The sequence below is a fragment of the Pseudoalteromonas sp. S1612 genome (assembly GCF_005887175.1).
GTDB classification, from domain to species: domain Bacteria; phylum Pseudomonadota; class Gammaproteobacteria; order Enterobacterales; family Alteromonadaceae; genus Pseudoalteromonas; species Pseudoalteromonas undina.
Window position 1 is genome coordinate 14,652 of the sequence record NZ_PNDH01000035.1, and the last position, 22,123, is coordinate 36,774.

Genomic DNA, 22,123 nt, shown 5'->3' on the forward strand with positions numbered 1-22,123 from the left:
TAAAACACTAGAGGTAAGTTTTAAAATGTGGGGAAAAATTCTCGGTTTCTGTTTTGGTTTTATGTTTGGCAAAATATTTGGCGCCATTTTAGGCTTATACCTAGGTCATATGTTTGATAAAAGTCTAAAGAAAGACTTTGATCAGGCTGGCGGCTTCTCTAACCTTTTTAAAGGCGATGATGTTAACGAACGCCAAGCACTGTTTTTTTCTAGCTGCTTTGCAGTAATGGGGCATATTGCCAAGTCAAATGGGCGAATAAGCGAAACTCACATTAAAGCAGCGACGCTATTTATGGATGAAATGGACTTAAAAGGCGAAGAACGCCGTGAAGCTCAACAAGCGTTTCAATCAGGTAAAGATAGCGACTTTTCTCTCAAAGACACGGTTTATGACTTTAAAGAACGTTTTGCTAAACGTTACGATTTACTGCAGTTATTTTTAGAAATTCAAATTCAAATGGCGTTTTCTGATGGCGTGCTTGCCGCACAAGAAAAGCAATTATTACAAGAAGTCAGCAAACAGTTGGGTGTATCTAAAGCGCACTTTGCGTTTGTGCTAAAACGTTACCAAGCTGAGTTTAATTTTAGGCAGCAACAACAGCGCTTTAGACAGCAGCAAAGTCAGAGCAGTAGTTACCGAGAAGGCTCAGGACATCATGTACCGCCAAGTAATGATATGAATCGCTCGCAGGCATTGGCCTTATTGGGATTAAATAAAGACGCGTCGCAACGTGATATTAAAGTAGCGTACCGAAAGCTTATGGCTCAGCACCATCCTGATAAACTGGTATCGCAAGGTTTACCTAAGCATATGATGGAAGTCGCGGTTAAAAAAAGTCAAGATATTCAAGCTGCTTACGAGTATTTAAAAAAGGCGGCGTAAAAAACCGTCTATTTCTTTGCTCAAGCGTGCATGTTGCTGCGGCGCATCGCGTAATCCAAATAGCTGGCGCTGGCGGTAATCAAACTTTGCATTACGGTTAACCCAACGCTGACGGTTTTTAAGGTTCATTAAGATATCGTTATGATCGCCTGAAAAATAAATATCTAATAGCGCCGGTGTCACTAAAGAAGTGGTTTGGCTCAAACGCGCATTACGCTGTGAATTTGGTAAAAAGCTACTTAAACTAATAAATGCATTGATCTGTAAATCTGAAAAATCAGCATAGTGCTCCATTAATACTCCCGCACTGGTTCCTTGAGCAATAACCACAATATCATTCGAGGCTTCACTTGCTTGCTGATAAAGCGCCTCATAGCGAGCAATTAAATTTGTTTTGTAGTTATCTAATACCTCAATATTGACCTGCTCAATATAATCAACATGATGAGGCGGCTCAGTTGGCGTGCTGTTATCTGCTGTAGCCGGTTGATTATTTGCCTCGCTGCTCTGCTCTGCAGCTTGCCAATTAATATCGGGCACCGTCATAGCGTAAGTGCTATAGCCATGATTATTTAATTCTTTGCGCAAAAAGTTCATGCCAGAATTGTTTGTAGGGCTCGATTGCCAGTCGGGTATTAGAATCACCACACCTCTAAAATCAGCGCTCATGTATTCACGATGTAAGGTTAAAAATGGGGTGTCGCCAAGCTCAATGGTTTTAATTTCATCCCCTGGTGCTAAGCGTTTAATATCATTTTCAATAATAGTTGAGTGGGCTGTAGGAGCTATATGTTCCACTGCATATGTTTGCCAATGCATTAATATGCAAACAGCTGACAATGCACAGAGTGACATTTTTATAAATTGCGCAACAACCATAATGAACCCAAACAATAAAGATTATTTAGGTATCGGCGCGAGGCTATAAAAGTTTAGCTATTAGCGTGTTTATTTAAAACTCGGGGTCAGCTTCAAACGTGAGTACTTGCTCTGTAACAGGATGCTTTAGTTGCAGCATTTGTGCATGCAGCTGTAATCGAGGTGCCGCAGCAAGCGCGTCTTTGTGGGCATATAAACGATCGCCTAAAATAGGGTGGCCTAAGCTTAGCATATGCACTCGCAGCTGGTGGGAGCGCCCTGTAATAGGAGTAAGCTCTACACGGGTTGCCTGTACTTCACGTTCAAGCACTTTAAAATGGGTAAGCGAGGGTTTGCCATTGTCGTGATCAACCATTTGCTTAGGGCGATTCGGCCAATCACAAATAAGCGGTAAATCAACGGAGCCGGTTTCATTTTCAAGCTGCCCATAAATTCGCGCAATGTAACGTTTTGCCGTTTCGCGCTCTTGAAATTGCATACTTAAATGCCGATGAGCGGCTTTGTTCATTGCCAAACAAAGTATTCCTGAGGTAGCCATATCTAAACGGTGAACAATTTTAGCCGTAGGAAAAACACGGTTGACGCGATTAATTAAGCTATCGGCATGTTTTGGGTCTTTACCTGGTACGGTGAGTAACTCGCTAGGCTTATTTACAATAAGTAAATCATCGTCTTGAAACAGTATAGTTAAATACGGGCTCATAGGGGGATTGTAATTAACTAACACGGCAGACCTCAGTGATTTTGAAGTGCGCTATTTTAGTGGAGCGAGCGCAAAGGCTCAAGTAAAAAGCGCGATATAAATATCGCGCTTTTTTCAATACACACGCTAGTTAATCTTTAACTAACGACTGACAGCTTATAGCTAACAGCTAGATCCCTTAGTGCGAAACCACAATTAAACGAATGGCATCGAGTTTTAACTGCGCTTTTTCAATATGTGCGGTTAGCTCATTGCGTTGTTTATCGTAAAAGGTAATTTCTTCTTGGCGAATATTTGGGTTTATTTGTTTAAGTGCCTCTAAACGCTGCTGCTCTTCGCTTAACGATGTTTGCATTTTAGTTAATGACTCTGCACGAATAACATCCAGCTTTTGTTGAGCCATGTCTTTTGCTGTGTTGATCATCGGATGAACCGCACTTTGTAATGCACCGGCTAATTTACTTGCTGTTTGGCGACCTACCGCAGATAACTGTTGATTAAAGCCATCAAAGCCAACGTTTTCGCCTAAGTTATTACTGCTCTTATCGAGTAAAATACGAATAGGCGTAGGCGGTAAAAAGCGGCCCACTTGCAGTACTTTTGGTGCCATTGCTTCGGCAACAAAGATTAGCTCAACAAAGAATGTTCCTGGTGGTAACTTTTTGTTTTTAAGTAACGCCACTGACGCACTACCAAAGTCATCATCGCAAATCATGTCCATAGTGCCTTGCACCATAGGATGATCCCAACTAATAAAGTGAACATCTTCTTGTGAAAGAGCGGTATCACGGTCAAATGTTACCGTCATGCCATCTTCTTTTAAAGCAGGGAATGACGCGTTAAGCATATGCTCAGTGGGTTTTAAAATAATGGTGTTTTCACCTTTATCTTCTTGGCTTACGCCAAAGGTGTCGAACACATTGATCATGTAACTTGGTAGCTCAAACTGATTATCGAGTTTTTCAATGTCAGCTACAAGTGAATCAGCAGCGCCTTGCCCTGATGAATGCAGTTCTAGTAGGCGATCTCGGCCACTTTCCATTTGCTTACGTAATACTGCATTCTTTTGTGCTACTTGCTCAAGCAATGGGTCTAGCTCATCTTCGTCACAATTATGAGCTGCAATATATTCAAGTAAGTCTTCGCTAAACTCTTTATATAATAACTGCCCTGTGGTTGAAGTGCTTTCAAATGCATCTAGACCTTCATTGTACCAACGCAATAATACTTCCTGTGCCGTATTTTCAAAGTAAGGCACATGAATGTTCACATCTTGTGTTTGTCCTATGCGGTCTAAGCGACCAATACGTTGCTCAAGTAAATCTGGGTTGAGCGGTAAATCAAACAACACTAAATGATGTGAGAATTGGAAGTTACGGCCTTCTGAACCAATTTCAGAACACAATAATATTTGAGCATTATCGTATTCATCGGCAAAGAATGCCGCGGCGCGGTCTCGTTCAATTATCGACATGCCCTCGTGGAAAACTGAGGCTTTAATTGCTTCGCGTTCACGTAATATTTGCTCAAGGCTGATTGCGGTTTCGGCTTTAGCACAAATGAGTAATACTTTTTCACGTTTGAGAGTTTTTAGCGTTTCGATTAGCCAATCTACACGGGGGTCAAATAAACCCCAGCTGGCGCTTTCACCTTCAAACTCTTGAAATATTTTTTCAGGGAAAAGTGCACGTTGTGCACTGAGTTCAGCATTTTGAATGCCGCTCATATTACCTAGTACAGTCATTGCTGTTTTGTATTGCTTAGGTAAAGCCATAGGGTAGGCGTGTAATTTACGACTTGGGTAACCATCAATACCACTGCGACTATTTCTAAATAAAATGCGCCCAGTACCGTGACGGTCTAAAAGCATATTTAAAATTTCTTTACGTGCTTCAAGGTCGCCTTGTTGTGCTGTTTCAAGAATATCGGTGATATCCGTTTCTTTTAATAGCTCAATCAAGGTTGCTTTAGCGTTATCATCTAATGATTGCTCTTGCAGTAGTTGGTTAGCAGCTTCGGCTACATCTTTGTAGTTTGCTTCTTCTTCCTTAAATACGTCGTAGTCGTAAAAGCGATCTGGGTCGAGCAGTTGTAAGCGTGCAAAGTGGCTACGATGACCCAGTTGGTCTGGCGTTGCTGTTAATAAAATTAACCCCGGAATGTCTTGGCTCAGCTCAGCCATACGTTGGTATTCGGCACTAGGTTTATTGTTGTTAATGCTTAAATGATGGGCTTCATCAATGACTAATAAGTCCCAGTCGGCCAACGTAGCTTGTTCAAACCAACGTTTTTTCTTAGTTAAAAACTCAAGACTGGTAAGCACCAGTTGCTCGGTATCAAATACGTTAGGTGAATCAGCAAACGCTTCGTCGCAGCGCTCTTCATCAAAAATAGAAAAACGTAAATTAAAACGGCGTAGCATTTCTACTAACCATTGGTGCTGCAAGTTCTCAGGTACCACAATGAGCACACGGCTGGCGCGACCAGTAATAATTTGTTGATGTAAAATCATGCCAGCTTCGATGGTTTTACCCAAACCTACTTCATCAGAAAGTAATACACGTGGCGCAAAACGTTTACCTACTTCTTGGGCAATATAAAGCTGATGCGGAATAAGGTTGGCACGTTGGCCAATTAAACCTTTAATAGGTGACTGTTGGCGTTCAAATTGGTGTAACCAAGTTTGGTAGCGCAAAGTGTATCGATCAAAGCGGTCTACTTGGCCTGCAAATAAACGGTCTTGTGGTTTATTAAATTTAATAAAATGGTCTAAAAAGGTTTCTTTTAATTGTACTTTTTCACCGTTATCAATACGTTCACCGTGATAGCACAGTAATTCGCCTTGTACTTCAATTGACTCAACTTGTAATTCCCACTCCTCAACGCTTCGGATCACATCACCAGGATTAAATGCTACGCGGGTTACCGGAGCTTCTGCAGAAGAATAAACACGGTTTTCACCACTGGCAGGAAATAAAATGCTGACCTGGCGGCCATCAATGGCAACAACGGTGCCCAATCCTAAATCTGACTCTGTATCACTGATCCAACGCTGACCTAAGGAAAAATTCATGTATGTCTCGTCTATGAAGAAAAAGGCGGCTATGTTACCTGTTAGATAACACCACTGCAAGGCGCTATTTGCCTGACTTTTAATTAATTTTATAAGTGTGAATTATTCCTATCTATAAGCACTGATTAGTGCGCCGATTTTGTAGGAAATTCAAACTAAATGATATTTGTCATAAAACAGACTTTTATGACAAATAGACTAAACTCAAATTATACCTAAGTAATTAATCAAGTTTATTAGTCACACTGATTAGTTTATTGGGTATAGCATAAAAATCATAAAACGTAAGGAAAGTGCTATGGAAAAAGCTTCGAACCTTGATAGTAAAATGTATGTGCTAGATACCAATGTATTGCTTCATGAACCCCTCGCGTATTTGTCATTTCAAGAACACCAAGTGGTTATTCCAATGACTGTATTGGAAGAGCTTGATCACATTAAAGATAGAAAACACGATGTAAGTCGCGATGCCCGAGTGGCCATTCGTGGACTTGATGGAGTACTCAGCCAGGCCTCTCCCGAGCAAATGTTACAAGGGGTTGCGCTACCAAGTAATAAACAAGGCGGATTAACGGGAAGCTTACTGATTGTAAACGACCATTTATTTGCCGATTCTATTTCCGGCTTACCGGGCAATGAAAACGACCACCGCATTATTAATTGTGCGGTGCACTTACAAAATCAGCACAGTGATAAAAAAGTCATACTGGTTACTAAAGATATCAACATGCGCTTAAAAGCCAAAGGGGCGGGGCTTAAATATGTTGAAGATTACCGTACCGATCAGCTTATTGACGATATCGCCTTACTTACCAGCGGCTATAAAAAAATTACTGGTGATTTTTGGCAGCATGTTGGCGAGTGTAACACTGAGCAACACGGGCGTGAAACAGTCCATCATATCCCTAAAGATTTAATCCCAGATGTGTTTTGTAATGAGTATTTACTTGATGATGGCGATCAGTTTGCCGCTAGAGTCAAATCTTACGATGGTGAGCATATTACCATTAAAGATATTGGTGCAGAGCGACTAATGCATCAAAGCGCCTGGGGAATAAAGCCAAAAAATATTTACCAAGCAATGGCACTAGATGCACTGCTCGATACTTCTATTGAACTTGTTATTTTAACCGGCCCTGCGGGATGTGGTAAAACCTTACTGGCGCTTGCATGTGCACTTGAGATGGTGATTGAAAAAGGTGTTTACGATAAAGTGATTGTAACCCGAAATACCCCTGAAATTGCCGAATCGATTGGCTTTTTACCTGGCACCGAGGAAGAGAAAATGGCGCCTTGGCTGGCTGCAATAACTGATACCTTAGAAGTGCTGCATAAAGGAGATGAGAACCCTGTTTCAAGCCGTAATTACATTATGGAAAAAGCCAATGTTCAGTTTAAATCGGTGAACTTTATGCGTGGGCGAAGCATTCAAAATGCGGTGGTGATTTTAGATGAAAGCCAAAACTTAACGGCTTCTCAGCTCAAAACCATAATTACCCGCTGTGGTGAAGGAACTAAACTTATTTGTACCGGAAATTTAGCACAAATAGACAGTAATTATTTAACCGCTGTTACCTCTGGACTTACCTATATTGTGGAGCGATTTAAGCACTTTGAAGGCGGCGCTACTGTTAATCTTAATGGTGTAGTAAGAAGTCGACTAGCGTCATTTGCAGAGGAGAATTTATAAGTGTTCTTTGGCTCGATAATCTACTATTTTATTATTGAGCCAAAAATTAAGTATTTAATCTAGGTGATTCATCGCTTATTAAAGCGCTTAATTACACGTCAACAGTTTGACGTTTAATTAATACGTATACCTAGCTTGTCAAATATCTACACATCGATCTTCAGAAAAAAGATATGAATTTATTTAAAGCTATGCCAGGTCTATTTAAGTTCATTACTTGTTCATATCTCGTTAGGCATTTTTGATAAATAATAAGCTTTGACTGTATTAAACAGTAATTGATACATTCTTTTTATAGGAGCGTACGTTATTAAATGTGAAGGGGTAACCATACTATTGAAATGGTACGCTTAGTGCATAGTTTAAAAGGGATAGCAGGAAATTTAGGTTTTAACCGATTATTATTGTGTGCTCAACACACTGAGCAAATATTAAAAGCGGATGGCAAGCACGCTGCAGCTGCAATTAAATAATTAATAATACAGTTAGAGCGAGTGCAAATTTATATAAAAAGTTTAGATGTAAGCAATGATAAATAAAGCAAAAATATTAATTGTAGATGACGATGCGCTTAACCGAATCATTTTAGAAAGAACTTTAAGTGATGAGCATGAGGTTTACTTAGTGGCAAGTGGCGAAGAGGCGTTGACATTTGTTAAGCATACGCAAGTAGATTTAATTATTTTAGACATCATGATGCCTGGCATGAATGGTTACGACGTGCTGGTGGAACTTAAAGAAAGTAGCCTTAGCCATGCGATCCCCATTATTTTTATCTCAGCGAACAGCTCTCATGAAGACGAAGCAAAAGGTTTAGAATTAGGCGCAATGGATTACATTGCAAAGCCATTTTGTGCCTCAATTGTTAAAGTGCGTGTACGCAATCAACTACTTATTAAGCAAAAAAACGATTTATTAGAAATGCTTGCGTCTATTGATGGTTTAACAGAAATACCTAACAGACGTTATTTAGATGAAAATTTAGAGCGAGAGTGGCGAAGAAGTAAGCGTAATAACTCTTCAATGTGTGTATTGCTTATCGATATTGACCACTTTAAGCGCTATAACGATTGTTACGGTCATCGTGCTGGCGATGAGTGTTTAAAAGCTGTGGCGCAAACTCTAGCGGCGCAATGTGAGCGCGGCAGTGATTTTGTTGCCCGTTATGGTGGTGAAGAGTTTGTAGCCGTATTACCAGAAACAAATCAGCAAGGGGCTATTGCATTTGCTAATAAGTTACGTGAAGCCATTAATGATTTGAATATAGAGCACAACGCATCGTTAAATGCTTCACACATTACTATTAGCATTGGTATTGCCTCAAGTGAGAGCAGTCAAGCATACACAGAGAAGGCATTGCTAGAAGAAGCTGACTCAGGTTTATATAATGCTAAAAAGTCAGGGCGCAATGCGATTGAATTGGCGCCCATAGGAACATGTGAGCGTTTAGTTTGTCAGCATTGATAGTGCTGAGCTGCCAATCCCCACTAATTTGTCATTTTTAAATACTAATGGTGTGCATTCATCCTTGGTCATTTTTCCATCTGAATGAATGCTGTGTGTTGCGTAAAACAACACTTGGTAAACATCATCCTGTTTTTTTAATAATTCAGTGAAATTAGGTGTTTTTAGTTGGTTTAATACTGACTGATACGAGCTATCCATTGCCAGACCTGAAATGATTTCACGATTGTTTTTATGTGTGGCCTGCCAGCTTGAAGAACTATTGCCTGCCCAATGACCTTCTGCTTCGCCATCAGATACAGCGATTACACAACCCGTTAAAAAAGGAGCAGTTAGTGCAGCGATTAAAAGTGTTTTTTTCATTTTGTTATTACCCTGGATGATTAATTAAAAACAATATAGCAAAGACCAAGCCAGTTTTTAAATTCTTAAAAATCAATGGGTTGTTTTTGTTGTGTTTGGTGGGGTGGTGGCTTTTTTAAAATATAAATCTAAAAAGCCACTTTTTAGTAATTTTGACTAAGTTACTTTTATGGCATTAAACCAAGCGGTTACGCGACTCGTGTTGACTAAATGCTGCAATATTTAAACTCACTTCTTTTACTAAGCGCACGATAGATTCAGTGCTCGCCCACGCGATATGTGGGGTAAGTAGTAAATTATCACCCGTATAATTAGCCAGAGGATTAGTAAGCTCAGCGGGCTCTTTGGTCAGCACATCAACGCCGGCACCGGCAATAATATTGGCTTTTAATGCTTCTACTAAGTCTGCTTCATTGATTATCCCGCCGCGTGCGGTATTAATAATTAGCGCAGTCGGTTTCATCATTTTTAATTCATTAAGTGTAATTAAGTCGCGTGTTTCATCATTAAGTGGGCAGTGAACGCTAATAATGTCTGCTGTTTTTATTGCTATTTCAAACGGGGTGCGTCCGTCGCGACACGCTGCGCCTTTGCGCTCTGCAATAATCACCTCAGCGCCAAACGCTTCAGCTACTTTAGATACTGCATTACCCAAAGTACCTCCGCCAATAATAGCCAATGTTTTACCTTGAATGTCATTAAAGCTGTAATCAAGTCGACAAAACATGTCACTTTTTTGCCATGCGCCTTGCTGGCAATCCGCTTGATAGCGGTGAGTATTACCTAATAAGTTAGTGATCAACGAAAAGGTATGCTGAACAACAGAAGGGGTTGAATAACCGGCAACATTGGTAACTGCAATGCCTAAGTCTTTCGCGGCATCTAAATCAACATTATTAGTGCCAGTTGCACTGACACAAATGAGTTTCAACGATTTTAATTGTGTCATAGTGTCACGATTAATCACTACTTTGTTAGTGATTAACACCTCGGCATTTTGGCTATGTGCCAACACTTGCTCTGGGCTAGTTAGCTGATGCACGGTAAGATCTCCAAGTGCTGAGATACCATCAAGTGAGGTGTTTGCCAGTGTGGCGTTATCAAGAATTGTTATGTTCACGATGTGTCCTAATAGTGTATGTGTAAAAAGAATGATAATCCCAGTACGCGAAGTGCTTGTGTTAAAAAGAGTATCATCTATTTGAATATTATTGGGTTTATCAGATTGCGTTTACATTAGCAGTTGTAGAGCTATATTTAAATGTGGTCTGCCCACTGAGGGTTAACTTGCATGTTATTATGGCCAACTGCCTTGCTAAGTTAACTTGAACAAAGTGCAATTAGTAAGGTCTATCCATTTGAATTAATAATTAATAGCTATAGTTTATACACATGAGGCAGTTAGTCTGACAATAATGCTCAGTACTAAACTATAACGCTATGAAAACTCAGTAAATCGAACTTTAGTATTGCTAGTTTCGTACTTTTGCTTGAGTTATAATCAAAATCAGACATAACGGGACGTTTTAGCGTGTCGTTTTTAACTTTGTAGATGCAGTAAATGATTGAATTAGAAGATAAGTACGCAGATATAAGACCTTACAATGACGATGAAGTTGCCGCCTCATTAACGCGATTAATTAACGATAATGCGTTTCTTGATGTGATAGCAAAGTACAATTTGCCACGCTTTATATCCGCAGTTGGGTTTTTAGCACGCGCTATAATAAAACATCAGTTGCGTAAAAAGTGGGGCAAAGTTAAAACAGTTGAAGATGTACAAAACGAAGTGGCGCATTATTTAAATAAATTAGTAAGGCGCACCACATCAAACGTTACTTTTTCAGGTTTAGAGGCATTAGACCCTAATCAAGCCTATCTTTTTGTTTCAAATCATAGAGACATTGTACTTGACCCTGCATTAGTTAATTGGGGCCTTTATCAGCATAAAATGAAAACAGTGAGAATTGCGATTGGTGATAACTTATTGCAAATTCCTTACATTACTGAGCTTATGCGTTTGAATAAAAGCTTTATTGTAAAACGCTCAGCTAAAGCTCCAAAAGAGATGTTAAAAGCGTTGACTCAGTTATCGGCTTATATTTATGACTCGCTTAGTAGTGGGCATTCTATTTGGATTGCTCAAAAAGAAGGTCGGGCTAAAGACGGTGTAGATCAAACCGATCCTGCATTGTTAAAAATGCTACAACTAAATGGACGTAAACAAAAGAAAGAGTTTGGTGAGTACATTAAAGAGCTAAAAGTGGTGCCGGTTGCAATATCTTACCAATATGAACCCTGTGCAATAGCGAAGGCAAAAGAGCTCTATCATAAACAACATCATGGTAAATATGTGAAATCGGCGGGTGAAGATATTGCTAGTATTGTTGAAGGCTTTAGTTCAGCCAAAGGGCATGTGCACTTATCGTTTGGCCAGCCTATTCAGTCAGATTGCGATAGTGCAGATGAGCTGGCAAAAACCATTGATAAGCAAATAATTGATTCGTTTTATTTACACCCAGGCAACTATATTGCAGGTGGTTGTACTGAAGCGGTTATAAATAAAAATGATGCAGCGCAATTTGCAGAGCGTTTAGCAAAAGTGCCAGAAGAATTAAGGCCTTTAGTACTAGCAATGTACGCTAAGCCCTACCATAGAAAAACACAAGTAGATGAACAAAGCTGTGAACATTAATTAACAGTTTAGGCGTAGATAAAAGCAGCAATTAATTTGCTGCTTTTTTTTTAAACAAAAATAGCGCTATACTCAAGCTATACTTTTTTATACTGGAGGGTTTGATGCAACAAATTGAAATATTTGATATTCCTAGCCCTTGTAAAGGTATTTGCTTGGTTAATAATCGGGGTTACTGCAAAGGATGTTATCGCAGTCGTGATGAGCGATTTTCGTGGAATTCGTTGACCAATGCGCAAAAAAAGAAAGTATTGAGCCTATGCCAACAACGCTATAAACGTTATTTACAGCAAAAAAAGAAAGCTGCGCAAGCCGCTTCGCCAGCACAACAGCAAGGCTTTGATTTTTAAAATTGTAGTTTGTACTTTGATCTGAGTTTAGCGACCGTGCCATTGTTGTGTAATTTCTTAAGTGTAGCCTCAAGCTGTTGAGCAATACTCGCATGACTGATATGTAAATAATGATAAAGCGGGTAGGTAGCAACCACTTGTTTTTCATAACAGCCTAAAGCGGGAGGAATGGTTTTATTGGCCATCGCAAAATCAATCAGTAATGCAGCTTCTACTTTTTGCTGGATCAGTAAATTTAATTGAGTGGTATTATTTTTTACCTCAATAACCTTGCCTTGAAAATCAATACTGTCTAAATATCGCTGTTGGACAGGGTAGCTGGCTATAATGGCAACGCTATCCATTGTTTTAGTAGAGCTGGGTTCACAGTGCTTATAAAGCTCAAGATTAAATTTGAATAACGGATAGTTAACCCGAATTAAGTTTTTGTATGCACTTTCAATACTAATATCACGAGCAAGCTGCCCATCTAACATGCCACTGTTTGCTGCAAATAATGCATTTTGACGATTAAAATCGATAATATTTAATTTAAAGCCCATATCTGTATACGCTAATTGTAATAGCTCAATAGTATAATTTGCTTGCTGGGTGTTCTGCGGGCGATTAAATGTATAGCTGTAACTATGGCCAAATGACGAATTACTAAAAATTAAACCTATTAATACAAGTAACCCTTTACAGTATTTAAACACGTCAGCAGTTCCTGTCTATTGGGGCAAATGGATAGGCGAGTATAATAACAAATTGGCTGTCTTTTGCCCAGTTTCTAGTCATAATCTAGCAGAGCCTATCATTAACAATTATTGATACCCTTAGATTATTTAAAGTAGATTCTTTTTATTCATTATAGAGTTAGTTTATTATAAGTTTAAACGTATAATCAGAGTTTTATCAGGCCAGTAAAGGAGGGAATATGAGTTATAACCTGTGTGATTTACCACGAGAGCAAAAATATCAGATTCAGCTAGATTACGAAGCTTCATTTTGGGCATATCAAATTAAGCGTGGCAAGAAAACGCGTGAGCAAGTTTATGATACCCTGCACAGTCGCCCAGTTGCAGAGCAAGGTTTTTTAAAGCAAAAGTTTGAGCAATATTTGGCACTTATGCTTAGTTAGGGTCTGCTTGCTATGATTGTTATTAAACAATTAGAATCAGTGAAAGCGCCTTTAATAAATAAGTTTTATACCTTATATAAAGTCCGCGGTCGCGCCAATAAACAAGACCAATTGTGGGTTGCTTACGATAACCACACTATTATTGCTGCGTGCCGCTTGCAGCACAAACCGACTTTTTTATTTTTATCGACAGTTTTTGTGGCTCCTGCATATCGTTCCACTGGTGTGGCAACAATGCTGCTAAGCACTCTTTTAAGTCAGCAAGCCGACGCTGTTTACACCTTCGCTTACCAACACATTACTGATTTTTATCAGGCACTTGGTTTTAACCAGGTGTTAACATATACTCCTGCATTATTAACGCTATTTGATGCATATAAGCACCGAAATATTATCGCATTGAAATATCAGCAACCCTAAATCAGTAATAGGAAACACATGGGCATCAGTATTAATAGGTTTATCACAGCCATGTTTGTGCTATTTATGCTCATTAGCGTTGCTGCAACAGCACAAGTAAAACGGCTATCACCAAGCGAAGGGTTATCTCAAAGTTACGTTAATACTATGCTTATCGATAATAATGGCTATTTATGGCTCTCTACCGAAGGAGGGTTAAATCGCTACGACGGCTATCAGGTTATTCCAATTAATGGCCCAAATGGTGAGTTAGAAGAAGCCATTATTGATCGCATATACCAAGATCCAGAAGGGCAAATTTGGATTGCTTCCTTATTAGCAGGGCTTTTTAGGTATGACCCGCAAACAGATACCTATCAGCAGTATTTAAAAAAACCAGTTACAGAAGAGCAAATTCTTCAGCAGTCTGTTTTTACCATGTTAGCCACAGATGATAAATCCTTGTGGGTTGGTCAAGGCAGAGTGTTTGCAAAACTTGATATAGCCAGTGGCTCTATTACTCCTTTATTTAAGCTGCCTGAGCAATTTGAAAATGCGTTTGTACGTACCTTGTTTCATTACAATGGCTATATCTTTATTGGCAGTACAGATGGTGCTTATGTATTTAATATTGCAACGCAACAAGTACGCCCCCTAGAGCATTTAAGCGAAACCGATGTACACATCTATCAAAACAATGTGAAGTCATTTGCACTGGGTGATAGTAATCAGTTATTGGTTGGAGCTGTTAAAGGCTTATATGCTGTTGATATTAGTAATATAGAGACATTGTTTAATAATAGTGAGCAGGCATTTACAAGTGAAAAGCTACTGGCTGACTTGAATGTTTGGGATATTGATAATCAGCAAGGGATTGTTGATTTAGCAACCGATAAAGGCCTGCTTAGTTTTAATTTAACTACCAAAATAGTGGTTAAAAATAAACGCATTCAACAAAGTAAATACACGCTTGCCGATACCAGTATTATTGATATGGTAAAAGATAAATCAGGTGGTATGTGGCTTGCGACTAAAACTGATGGTGCTTTTTATTTATCGGGTGACAACTATAAATTTTATAATGTAGAGGGCAGTGCTTTAGGAGGGGATGGATTTTCACATCACTCAGTCTGGGCAATTAAACAATTTCAAGATAAGTTATGGCTAGGTACTCATAATGGTTTAACGGCTGTTGATATAAAAAATAACACCTCAAGGGTGTATTTAAAAGATTATAAAGTTGATTTACTAACCACAGAATTTACCGTTTTCAAAATTATGCCTTATAAAAATAAACTCTGGTTACACTCAAACCGAGGACTGTTTATTTTTGACCCGCAAACCCAGCAGCTTACCCAACCTAAAACTGCCAGCCCCAAAAACCAAATATTCATAAACGATTGGATGCATGGTATTACCTTGCTAGAAAATGGTGATTTATATTTTGTTCACCCTGATCATGGCATGTTTAAATATAATGTTGATAGCCAGGTGCTAACTCCATTAAAGGGCGAGTTTTCTCAATTTGACCCGTTTTTAGCCTATGGCTTTTTACCGCCATTACCCTCAAAGCCGCAGAGGCCGTTATTTTTTAGCGGTGGAGTGTTATACCAATTTAACCCGGATGAGCGCAGTTTAAACACCCTTTATAAAGTACCTAAACACCATGACAATGTTGCAGTGAGCATTCTTTCGTATGTTGAAGATAGGCAAGAGATTCTGTGGCTTTCTTTATCTAACTTTGGTTTGATTGGAATTGATGCCAATAGCTATGAATTAGTGCATACCATTGATTTAGATAAAAATAAATTAGGCACACTATTATACGATATGGTGCTTGATGAAGAGGGAATGATTTGGATGAGTAGTCATAAAGGAATATGGCGATTAAACCCGAGCACCATCCATTTTCAGCAATTTACTACATCAGATGGAGTGCTTTCTGCTGAATTTAATAGTGGTGCTATGGCCAAATTAAATGACGGACGAATTGCCTATGGTAGCCTTAAAGGCTTTACTTACTTTGACCCTAAAGAGAATAAAAATAGCCAAGGTTTGTTAGATCACGTCAACATAACTCGCATTAACTTAATGTCTCGAGACTTGTCGCTTAACTTACAACAGCCATTAAAAAATATTACTTTAAATCATGATGATATAGGGCTTGAAATTGCATTTTCAGCGATGTCATTTAGCTTTCAAGAACGTATTATTTACGAATATCAGCTCGACAAAGGTAAAAAAAGTTATACCCGTAATAATCGCGTGGTGTTTCCTAAATTAAACCCCGGTAGCTATCAGTTAAAAGTCTGGGCAAAGGATCCGTTGACGGGTGACTATACCCCGCCAGCAACGTTAAATATTAAAGTGAAATACCCATTATGGCGCGCCCCTTACTTTTTAGCACTTTATGCTGTTTTGTTATTCACAATAGTGACAGCTTGGGTAATGAGACGTAATAAAATACAGCGTATTTTATTAGCCGCACACAAAGAAAGCCAAGATAGCGAGGCCCGTTTAAAGCTGGCGCTAGAGGGAAGTGAGTCGGGTGTTTGGGATTGGCAAGCGAGTCAGTTAAATATTTATCAGCCTAGATTGGTCAACGAGTTAGGTTATGAAGACGACTCAGTCAGTTTAGATGACTACTTAGATAAAGTTCATCCACAAGAGCGTGCCATTTTTAGGTTGGAGTGGTTAGAATTTTTATCAACCGACAAAGGATACTTTAACTGTACTTACCGACTACGTCATGCCAAAGGTCATTGGCGCTGGTACAAAGACTTTGGCAAAGTGGTTGAATGGGATGAAACAACACCGCAAAAAGTAGCGGGTACGTATACTAATATGACACGCGAAATGGTGTTTGAAGAACACGCTCGATTATTTACCGCCGCGTTTGAACAAACCCGAGATTGGGTATTTATTTTAGATAAAAACTTTAACATACGTGCTTCAAATAAGTCGCTGCAAACGGCTTTTGCTGTATCGGCAGAGCCTCGTTCAACTCGCTCGCTTAATTTAGGTTTGACTCGCAGTAGCTATTTTGACTATTTACGCATTATGCAAAAGCTTGAAGTAGGCGAGCACTTCTCATGTGAAGACACTGTGGTACTGGCTAATAAAGAGCAGCGTCATGTGTTAGTTAAAATAAGCGCTGTAGCGGATGAAAGTAAAAGGTTGAGTAGCTATGTGGTTATTTTAACGGATATTCATGCGCAGAAATCAGCTGAGAACGAGCTGCATCTATTAACTAATTACGATTCATTAACGGGCTTGCCAAATAGAACCTTGTTTAATGACCGAGCTGTGCATGCCATAGATCAAGCGCGTCGTCATAACAGCAAAGTCGCTCTATTACATGTAAATATAAAACGCTTTAAATACTTTAATGACTCATTTGGTACAGAAAACGCCGATGAAATCATTAAGCTGGTGGCAAACCGCTTAAAAACAGCATTACGCCCCTGTGATAGCATAGCGCGTTTAGGTGGTGATGAATTTGTTATTTTAGTTGAAGACATTCAGCAAATAGAAGAAGTATTACTTATATGCACCAAGCTTATGGATTGCGTGAGTATAGACATTGCTATGAATAGCCAAAATGTAAATGTGCACCTTAGTATTGGTGTGGCGCTTTTCCCTGATGACGCTGCGCATTACAAGGCGCTGTTAAAAGCATCAAATGTGGCGCTCTATTATGCTAAAGATGGTTTAGAAGGGTGTTACAAGTTCTATAAACAAGAAATGAATCAAAGAGTTGAAAGGGCCCTGCATTTAGAGTCGCAATTGATCAAAGCGTATCACGAGCACGAGTTTTGTAATTATTATCAACCTATAATTAGTACATCTACACAAAAAACTGAGGGCTTTGAGGTATTACTACGTTGGCCTGAGAATCAACTAGCCAGTACTCAAGAGTTTGCAAATGTGGCTGAAAATATTGGTTTAATTACCAAAATTATGCTGCAAACATTTAAAAGAGCACTTGTACAGTTGGTGCGTTGGCGCAAGGTGAATCCCGATTTATATTTATCAATTAATTTATCGGCACTTGATTTTGAGTTTGCTGAGCTTATACCTGAAATTCGCCAAGCACTAAATAATGCAGCGCTGCCGCCCGAAGCTATTGTGTTTGAAATAACAGAGTCTATTTTAATGCGAGACTCAGACTATGCACTTAAAAATATGGATGCACTAAAGCAGCTCGGATGTAAGCTATACATGGATGACTTTGGGACAGGTTATGCTTCATTAACGTATTTAAAACGTTTCCCCATCGATGTATTAAAAATTGATCGGAGCTTTGTGCAAGATATTGGTATTGATTCGGATAATGAAGCGATTATTCAATCCACTCTGACTTTAGCCAGCAGTTTAGGTAAAGAGTGTATTGCTGAGGGGGTTGAAAGCGCACATCAACTGGCCTTCTTAAAAGCTCAAGGTTGCAGCTACTTCCAAGGTTACTTATTTAGTAAAGCGGTGCCTAAAGAGCAAGTACTTGAGCTCATTGAGCGCGATTGGCACCCTGTATTCTCACAAGCTTAAAGCGCCGTTTATTACATTGTTTTATTAAGGGCGCTTACCACAATGGCGACAAAACAAGTGTGAGCTGCGTTTATTAAGCTCCGCTTTTATCGCTTTATTAGCCTCTAACTTACTTAATCCAAGTTTGTAGCGAAGATCTTCAAGGTGATGTAATTGCTCGTCGGAGAGTTTTCCATCGGTTATTTGCTCATGGGTGGCATCTTCAAATAACTGACGACGTTTACGAACCTGCTCTGAAAAGCTCGATGCTAATAAACCAGTGGGTATAGCCACCATGCCCATGCTTACTAGAGTGATGACACCACCAAACAGCTTACCAATAGGTGTTATTGGCACAACATCACCATAGCCTACAGTCGTAAGTGTTGCCATTGCCCACCACATTGCGGCCGGAATTGAGCCAAACTTGTCTGGTTGAATGTCATGTTCTAATAAATAAATACCGCATGAAGCTAAAATAAGTACTACTGCCATAATAAAAAATGCAGCCAACAATGAACTTGATTCATCAATAAATGCCTGTAATAACAGCTGCATTGCCCGTGAATAACGAGTGAGCTTAAATACTCTTAATAAACGTAGTACGCGTAAAAAACGTAAGTCTAAAGCAAAGAAAAACATTAATAGACTTGGCAAAATGGCGATTAAATCGATGATAGCCAATGGTGATAAAATATAGCGGATCCGCTTTTGTGTATTGGAGCAATCCATAGAGGCGTATTTTACTCTATCTACACAGGTCCAAGCACGTATTAGGTATTCAGCACTAAATATGGCAACCGATACCAGCTCTAACATTAAAAATTCGTTGTAGTACGTAGTGGCAATGCTATGCACTGATTCGAGTACGATGGCCACCACATTTATCATAATAATAGTGATTAGTAGGGCATCTAAAAAGTGACCGGCCCGTTGGTACTTACCTGAAGACTCAAATACTTGGTTGATGGTTTGTCTAAGTTTCTGCATAATAATTATTATAATGTGAGTAACATATTGATACTGCCTTCTTCAAAATCACGACTAATTTTAAATCCGAGTTTACGAGCCAGCTCAATCATGCCAGTGTTTTCAGGTAGGGTGATCCCCTCAACGGTTTTTACCCCTTGGCGCTTACAATGAGAAATTGCTGCATTCATTAAAATACGTCCTAATCCAAGCCCTTGGCAATCAGAACGCACTACAATAGCAAACTCTGCTTGTAAGTTATCTGGGTCCATAATCACTCGTGAAACCCCTAGGGTGTGCTGTTGCTCGTCTTGTGTTTGGGTAACAATAAACGCCATTTCGCGGTCGTAATCAATTTGCGTCATTTTCGCGAGTTGATCGTGGTTAAATTGTGGTAACTCACCAAAAAAGCGTTTATACCTATCTTCTTTAGTTAATGACTGGTCAAACGCTTGATGTGCTTGCTCATCTTCAGGTTTGATTGGTCTGAGCGTTGCTAAGGTATTATTTTTTAAAGTGACTTGTTCAACTAGTTCAATAGGGTAAGGACGAATAGATAAACGTTTTCGATGTGCTTGAGCCTGATACTGATTCAAATTCATGGTGGCATCAAGTACTAAAAACTGGCCATTACTAGCTAGAATAGGATTTAGCTCTAACGAGGTGATATCCGGTTGATCTACGACCAATTGAGAAATTCGAGTAAGTAGTGAACACAAGCGATATTTATCTACTTTTTCTGGCAGAACACGATCTTTAAGTACTCCTTTATCATGGGCGGCGGCAATTAAATATTTAGCTAGGTTCATATTCAGTGGTGGCAAAGCGACTGCGGCTTGTGCATATTCAAGCCCTGTACCGGCTTCACCTAATAAAATAACCGGCCCAAAATTAGGCTCTGTTTTAATGGCTATACGCAGCTCGTTAGCTCCCGCTCGAGGTGCCATTTTTTGTAATGAAAAACCATCAATTATGGCATCAGGGTAGGTGTTCTTTATTCTTAACAGCATGGCAAATGCGGTTTGCTCTACCTCTTGCGCATCATTGAGGTTTAGTACGACACCGCCGACTTCAGACTTAGAGGGAATACTGGGGCTAATCAATTTCAATGCCACTGGAAAGCCCAGCTCTATTGCTTGCTCTTTGGCTTCGGTTGGAGTGTAGGCAACTTCAGTTTGAATACAATCAATGCCGTAACTACTTAAAATATGACTTGCTTGATGGGTTGATAAGTAATGTTGTTCATCATTTAAAAACTCTTTTATAGTCGCTTTCGCTGCTGCTTTATTAATAGTGGCATCGTCAGTATTTGATTCTGGCGTTTGAGTTAAATGCTTTTGGTTACGACGGTAGCTTACTAAGTGCATAAAGGCGCCTACCGCCCCTTCTGGGGTACGATAGGTAGGGATGGCGTTATTAGCGCAGATGCGTCTTGCAGCAAAAGCAGCATCTTCTCCCATAAAATTAGTAATTACATAAGGGCGTGCCATTTTCGGTAATTTATTTAGTGCCTCAACAATAACCTGAGCGTAATTTTCACTTGGGGCCAAAGCTGATGGAGTGTGGATGATCAGTAAGTTTTTAACTTCTTTAGCATTTAGTAATATTTCTAACGCATGCTTATAACGCACTGGCGCAGAATCGCCAAATATATCGACCGGATTAGCTGCGGTGTCTGAATGCGGGATCACTTTATTAAGTGCTTCGCGAGTTTCATCACTGAGCTGAGCAAGTTTTCCTGAGCTTTGAATGAGTTCATCAACGGCCATCACTCCAGGGCCGCCACCATTGGTTAATATGGTAAGTTGCTCTACTTGCAGTAACTTAGGATGCATGGCCAAGGTTTGGGTGGCGGCAAAGAGCTCACGTAAGTCGTTTACTCTTAGCATACCCGCACGTTGAAACATGGCATCATATACCGCATCTGAGCTTTGTTTTCCGCCGGTGTGTATTTCAGCGGCGAGAGCCCCTGCGCTGGTTCTGCCAGTTTTAATAGCAATAACAGGTTTAGAAAATGCGGCTGCTCGAGCGGCAGAAATAAAGCTGCGGATATCATCAATATTATCGATGTACAGTAAGATGGCTTTGGTTTTAGCATCACGACCTAAAAAGTCGAGTATTTCGTCAAACTCAATATCTAAACAATCCCCCATAGATACAAAGTATGAAAAGCCAATTTCTTTATTTTTTGCCCAATCAAGAATAGTTGAGCAAACTGCTGCAGATTGCGATACAAAAGCCAGTTTACCTGGCGTGGCAACAGTATGAGAAAAGCTTGCATTTAAGCCTATATGCGGAATAAGTAACCCTAAGCAATTTGAGCCAAGCAGGGTGACTTTATGCTTAGCTGCGCTCTCTTTGAGTGCCTTTTTTTGAACTGTGGTTAAGCCATCCGCAATAATAATGGCACTATGACAGCCAAGCGTACCTAGCTGCTCAATAATTTTCATTAAGGTGTTTTTATTGGTACAGATAACGGCTAAATCAGGCACTTTAGGTAAGGCTTCAATACTGGGGTAAGCCAATACGCCGTGTACCGCTGTATGATTTGGGGTAACGGGCATAATAGGCCCTTTAAAGCCACCTTGCAGTAAGTTACGCATTACCACATTACCCGCGCGAGTGGCGGTGTTTGATGCCCCAATAACAGCGACAGAGCTTGGGTTAAAAAACTGGTTAATACGTTTTAGACTCATTGCGTTTCCTTGGCTGATTAAGTTTTGCGTTCTGTACTGTCTCAATGTAACCTGTTTATTGTGTTTTTTCGAGCGTGAGCATGCTTATTATTGATATTAGGGTCTGTTGACCTTTCAAGGTTAAACTTGCAGCAGTCTGTTTGGTATTTAGGCAAGGCAGAGCCTATGTGGTGTGGTTATTCCCCATAAATAGGCGATAACGCAGCATCAATGCCAAACAGGCGCTGCCCGGAGGGTTCTGCCTAGGGACGATTTACTCTTTGTGGCCTACTTGCTTGTAGGTAATGGGGGTTATCATGCCGGCGAAGCTTTGTT

Annotated in this window: 17 protein-coding genes; 9 read left to right on the forward strand and 8 right to left on the reverse strand. The window is 39.7% G+C overall.

The genetic code is table 11. From position 1 onward, the window contains the following. Positions 1-25: 25 nt before the first annotated feature. On the forward strand, positions 26-883 hold the full coding sequence (gene djlA / locus CWB78_RS13350) for a co-chaperone DjlA (RefSeq protein WP_138596030.1): 858 nt from the start codon (positions 26-28) through the stop codon (positions 881-883). Here djlA and CWB78_RS13355 read toward each other — a convergent pair. From CWB78_RS13355 to rapA, 3 genes are all read right to left on the reverse strand, one after another. Then, a complete protein-coding gene (locus tag CWB78_RS13355; protein ID WP_138596032.1) occupies positions 866-1,762 on the reverse strand; it encodes a DUF3530 family protein in 897 nt (298 codons plus the stop codon). The two genes, djlA and CWB78_RS13355, sit on opposite strands and share 18 nt — an antisense overlap. 73 nt (positions 1,763-1,835) lie before the next feature. Continuing rightward, the gene (gene rluA, locus CWB78_RS13360; protein WP_138596034.1) at positions 1,836-2,489 is read right to left on the reverse strand and encodes a bifunctional tRNA pseudouridine(32) synthase/23S rRNA pseudouridine(746) synthase RluA; all 654 of its coding nucleotides are present in this window, start codon (positions 2,487-2,489) and stop codon (positions 1,836-1,838) included. Positions 2,490-2,643: 154 nt separating this feature from the next. Then, a complete protein-coding gene (gene rapA / locus CWB78_RS13365) occupies positions 2,644-5,538 on the reverse strand; it encodes an RNA polymerase-associated protein RapA (protein ID WP_010391620.1) in 2,895 nt (964 codons plus the stop codon). A gap of 298 nt (positions 5,539-5,836) precedes the next feature. On the opposite strand from rapA, the gene CWB78_RS13370 reads away from it, so the two are divergent. The 3 genes from CWB78_RS13370 to CWB78_RS13380 all read left to right on the forward strand — a co-directional run bounded on the left by CWB78_RS13370 (position 5,837) and on the right by CWB78_RS13380 (position 8,692). Next, positions 5,837-7,228: a PhoH family protein gene (locus CWB78_RS13370; RefSeq protein WP_010391619.1), complete on the forward strand. Its 1,392-nt coding sequence runs from the start codon at positions 5,837-5,839 to the stop codon at positions 7,226-7,228. A 341-nt stretch (positions 7,229-7,569) separates the two neighbouring features. Further along, positions 7,570-7,701: an Hpt domain-containing protein gene (locus CWB78_RS18985; RefSeq protein WP_010391617.1), complete on the forward strand. Its 132-nt coding sequence runs from the start codon at positions 7,570-7,572 to the stop codon at positions 7,699-7,701. 55 nt (positions 7,702-7,756) lie between these two features. Then, positions 7,757-8,692: a GGDEF domain-containing response regulator gene (locus CWB78_RS13380; RefSeq protein WP_109874117.1), complete on the forward strand. Its 936-nt coding sequence runs from the start codon at positions 7,757-7,759 to the stop codon at positions 8,690-8,692. Here the strand turns inward: CWB78_RS13380 and CWB78_RS13385 are convergent. Beyond that, a complete protein-coding gene (locus CWB78_RS13385) occupies positions 8,675-9,055 on the reverse strand; it encodes a DUF3192 domain-containing protein (RefSeq protein ID WP_008113368.1) in 381 nt (126 codons plus the stop codon). The two genes, CWB78_RS13380 and CWB78_RS13385, sit on opposite strands and share 18 nt — an antisense overlap. A gap of 175 nt (positions 9,056-9,230) precedes the next feature. After that, a complete protein-coding gene (locus CWB78_RS13390; RefSeq protein WP_054201921.1) occupies positions 9,231-10,175 on the reverse strand; it encodes a D-2-hydroxyacid dehydrogenase in 945 nt (314 codons plus the stop codon). Positions 10,176-10,616: 441 nt separating this feature from the next. Here CWB78_RS13390 and CWB78_RS13395 point away from each other — a divergent pair, with 441 nt between their 5' ends. Both CWB78_RS13395 and CWB78_RS13400 read left to right on the forward strand, forming a co-directional pair. Next, a complete protein-coding gene (locus CWB78_RS13395; RefSeq protein ID WP_055012513.1) occupies positions 10,617-11,750 on the forward strand; it encodes a 1-acyl-sn-glycerol-3-phosphate acyltransferase in 1,134 nt (377 codons plus the stop codon). A 104-nt stretch (positions 11,751-11,854) separates the two neighbouring features. Further along, entirely contained in the window at positions 11,855-12,100 is a 246-nt protein-coding gene (locus CWB78_RS13400) for a DUF1289 domain-containing protein (protein ID WP_010391613.1), read from the forward strand. Here CWB78_RS13400 and CWB78_RS13405 read toward each other — a convergent pair. Beyond that, positions 12,097-12,795, reverse strand: a complete 699-nt coding sequence (locus CWB78_RS13405) for a transporter substrate-binding domain-containing protein (protein ID WP_075169843.1) — start codon at positions 12,793-12,795, stop codon at positions 12,097-12,099. The genes CWB78_RS13400 and CWB78_RS13405 overlap by 4 nt on opposite strands. Before the next feature lie 221 nt (positions 12,796-13,016). Between CWB78_RS13405 and CWB78_RS13410 the strand changes: the two genes are divergently transcribed. The 3 genes from CWB78_RS13410 to CWB78_RS13420 are packed head-to-tail and all read left to right on the forward strand — an operon-like array spanning position 13,017 to position 18,164. Continuing rightward, positions 13,017-13,220, forward strand: coding sequence for a DUF3283 family protein (locus CWB78_RS13410; protein ID WP_008113353.1), 204 nt, complete (start codon positions 13,017-13,019; stop codon positions 13,218-13,220). A gap of 12 nt (positions 13,221-13,232) precedes the next feature. Further along, a complete protein-coding gene (locus CWB78_RS13415; protein ID WP_138596036.1) occupies positions 13,233-13,640 on the forward strand; it encodes a GNAT family N-acetyltransferase in 408 nt (135 codons plus the stop codon). An 18-nt stretch (positions 13,641-13,658) separates the two neighbouring features. After that, on the forward strand, positions 13,659-18,164 hold the full coding sequence (locus CWB78_RS13420; RefSeq protein ID WP_138596038.1) for an EAL domain-containing protein: 4,506 nt from the start codon (positions 13,659-13,661) through the stop codon (positions 18,162-18,164). 24 nt (positions 18,165-18,188) lie between these two features. On the opposite strand, the gene CWB78_RS13425 is transcribed toward CWB78_RS13420, so the two are convergent. Then, on the reverse strand, positions 18,189-19,133 hold the full coding sequence (locus CWB78_RS13425) for an ion transporter (RefSeq protein WP_054201917.1): 945 nt from the start codon (positions 19,131-19,133) through the stop codon (positions 18,189-18,191). 8 nt (positions 19,134-19,141) lie between these two features. Continuing rightward, a complete protein-coding gene (locus tag CWB78_RS13430) occupies positions 19,142-21,808 on the reverse strand; it encodes a bifunctional acetate--CoA ligase family protein/GNAT family N-acetyltransferase (protein WP_109874123.1) in 2,667 nt (888 codons plus the stop codon). Positions 21,809-22,123 lie beyond the last annotated feature (315 nt).